3 protein-coding genes are annotated in these 3,017 nt (G+C 63.1%); all 3 read left to right on the top strand.

Features of this window, described 5'->3' with window-relative positions; all coding sequences use genetic code 11:
• Positions 1-1,692: excinuclease ABC subunit UvrB (gene uvrB, locus ABYB95_RS20485; protein WP_372661220.1), on the top strand; the 1,692-nt coding region annotated here is incomplete at its 5' end.
• Between the two features lie 220 nt (positions 1,693-1,912).
• Positions 1,913-2,446: a Fe-S cluster assembly transcriptional regulator IscR gene (iscR, locus tag ABYB95_RS20480; RefSeq protein ID WP_372661217.1), complete on the top strand. Its 534-nt coding sequence runs from the start codon at positions 1,913-1,915 to the stop codon at positions 2,444-2,446.
• Between the two features lie 138 nt (positions 2,447-2,584).
• Positions 2,585-3,017: aminotransferase class V-fold PLP-dependent enzyme (locus tag ABYB95_RS20475; protein ID WP_372661214.1), on the top strand; the 433-nt coding region annotated here is incomplete at its 3' end.

The following is a 3,017-nucleotide window of genomic DNA, read 5'->3' as shown; positions in this document are numbered from 1 at the left end:
GCGATCAACGAGCACATCGAACAGATGCGCTTGAGTTGCACCAAAAGCATCCTGGAGCGGCGCGACGTGGTCATCGTCGCCACCGTCTCGGCCATCTACGGCATCGGCAAGCCCGAGAGCTACCACCAGATGGTGATGACGCTGCGCACTGGCGACAAGATCGGCCAGCGCGACCTGATCGCACAACTGGTGCGCATGCAGTACCAGCGCAACGACATGGACTTTTCGCGCGGCAAATTCCGCGTGCGCGGCGACACCATCGACGTGTTCCCGGCCGAACATTCCGAGATGGCGATCCGCATCGAGCTCTTCGACGACGAGGTGGAAACGCTGCAGCTGTTCGATCCGCTCACCGGGCAGGTGCGGCAAAAAATACCGCGCTTCACCGTCTACCCGAGCAGCCACTACGTGACGCCGCGCGAGCAGGTGTTGAACGCGGTGGAGGCGATCAAGATCGAGCTCTCCGAACGCCTGAAAGAACTGGTGGGCATGGGCAAGCTGGTAGAAGCACAGCGCCTGGAGCAGCGCACCCGCTTCGATCTGGAAATGCTGACCGAGGTTGGCCATTGCAAGGGCATCGAGAACTACTCGCGCCATCTGGCCGGTACAGCCGTGGGTGAACCGCCGTCGACCCTGACCGACTACCTGCCCAAGGACGCGCTGATGTTCCTGGACGAGAGCCACGTGCTCATGGGCCAGTTCGGTGGCATGTACAGCGGCGACCGTTCGCGCAAGACCACGCTGGTGGAATACGGTTTTCGCCTACCCAGTGCGCTCGACAACCGGCCGCTCAAACTCGAGGAATTCGAGCAGCGCATGCGCCAACTGGTGTTCGTGTCGGCCACGCCGGCCGACTACGAAAAGAACCACACCGGCCAGGTGGTGGAGCAGGTGGTGCGGCCCACCGGCCTGGTGGACCCCGAGGTGGAAGTGCGCCCGGCCACCAACCAGGTGGACGACGTGCTGCAGGAGATTCGCATCCGCGTGGAGAAAAACGAGCGGGTGCTCATCACCACGCTGACCAAGCGCATGGCCGAGCAGCTCACCGACTACCTGAGCGAAAACGGGGTCAAGGTGCGCTACCTGCACAGCGACATCGACACCGTGGAGCGGGTGGAGATCCTGCGCGACCTGCGTCTGGGGGCTTTTGACGTGCTGGTGGGGATCAACCTGCTGCGCGAGGGCCTGGACATTCCCGAGGTGTCGCTGGTGGCGATCCTGGACGCCGACAAGGAAGGCTTTTTGCGCTCCGAGCGCAGCCTGATCCAGACCATTGGCCGTGCGGCGCGAAACCTCAGCGGGCGCGCCATCCTGTACGCCGACCGCGAGACCGACTCCATGAAGCGGGCCATCGGCGAAACCGAGCGGCGGCGCAACAAGCAGATCGCCCACAACCTGGCGCACGGCATCGAGCCGCGCGGCGTGGTCAAGCGCATCAAGGACTTGATCGACGGCGTGTACAGCGAAAAGGCCGGGCTGGAAGCCGACCGCCTGGCCGCCGAGAGCGCCCAACGCGCCAGTTTCGAAAACCTGAGCGAGCGCGAAGTGGCGCGCGAAATCAAGCGCCTGGAAAAACTGATGATGGAACACGCGCGCAACCTGGAGTTCGAAAAGGCCGCTGGCGTGCGCGACCAGCTGACCCAGCTCAAAGCCCAGGTCTTTGGCGCGGCCGGCCCCGATCACCCGGTCTGACCCGGTTTTCCGGGCGCGACGCCCGTGTTTGGCGCGCTGCGCCAGCCGCCGTTTCGGCAATGCCTACTGAAACTGAGGGTTTTTCTGCTATACTCGACGAAAACAGTCGGGAAAGACTTCTCGCGCCAAGACCACAGGGGTTGGGCGGGTGGAGCAGGGGGCTTGCGCAGCCAGTGCAAGACCGTCAACGACCCTCAAGCCAACAGCTAAGGAGCTTGAAATGCGCCTCACGACCAAAGGCCGCTTCGCGGTCACCGCCATGATCGATCTGGCCCTGCGCCAGAACAACGGTCCCGTCACGCTGGCGGCTATCAGCCAGCGCCAGCAGATATCGCTGTCCTATCTGGAGCAGCTGTTTGGCAAATTGCGCCGCAACGGCCTGGTGGAGTCCACCCGTGGCCCGGGCGGCGGTTACACCCTGGGCCGCAAGGCGGCCGAGATCACCGTGGCCGACATCATCGTCTCGGTGGACGAGCCCATTGACGCCACCCAGTGCAGCGGCAAAGAGAACTGCCTGGGAGACGGCCAGCGCTGCATGACCCACGAATTGTGGGCGGCGCTGAACAAACACATGGTGAGCTTTCTCGATTCGGTGAAGCTGCAATCCCTGGTGGACGAACAGCTGGCCAAAGGCCTGGTGGTGGAGCACGCGCCGCTGATCAAGCGCGCCATTTCCAGCGCGCCGGTGGTCAAGCCGATCCGCGTCAACGCACCCAATTCGGTGTTTGCCCTGGGCAACGCCTTTTCGAAATGAGCTATTGACAATGGCTTGTCGCGGGCGTGGTCTTTTCGGCCACGCCTTGGCGATCCGCTCATTGCAAGCCACCATCGAACCCCTCTTCGTTCCATACCAGTTCAGTTCATTTGATCTGTCCCACGAGCCCAAAACGACATGACCACGCCCCATTTCCCCATCTACATGGACTACAGCGCCACCAGCCCCTGCGATCCGCGCGTGGTGGACGCCATGATTCCCTGGTTGCGCGAGCACTTCGGCAACCCCGCTTCGCGCAGCCATGCCTGGGGCTGGGAAGCTGAAAAAGCGGTCGAGACCGCCCGTGGGCATATTGCGGCCCTCATTGGCGCCGACCCGCGTGAAATCGTCTGGACCAGCGGCGCCACCGAATCGAACAACCTGGCCTTGAAGGGTGCGGCGCACTTTTACAAGAGCAAGGGCAAACACATCATCACCGTGAAGACCGAGCACAAGGCCGTGCTCGACACCTGCCGCGAGCTGGAGCGCCAGGGCTTCGAGGTGACCTACCTCGACGTGATGGAGAACGGCCTACTCGACCTGGACCGCTTCAAGGAAGCGCTGCGCAAGG

It is taken from the genome of Hydrogenophaga sp. (assembly GCF_041633695.1).
Taxonomy (GTDB): Bacteria; Pseudomonadota; Gammaproteobacteria; order Burkholderiales; family Burkholderiaceae_C; genus Hydrogenophaga.
The sequence above is the reverse complement of the archived record's forward strand: the minus strand, read 5'-3'. Positions and strand labels throughout refer to the sequence as shown.

What these genes read in the sequence shown, in the direction of transcription:
- iscR (WP_372661217.1), top strand. Translation starts at nt 1,913, where the DNA reads ATGCGCCTCACGACCAAAGGCCGCTTCGCGGTCACCGCCATGATCGAT.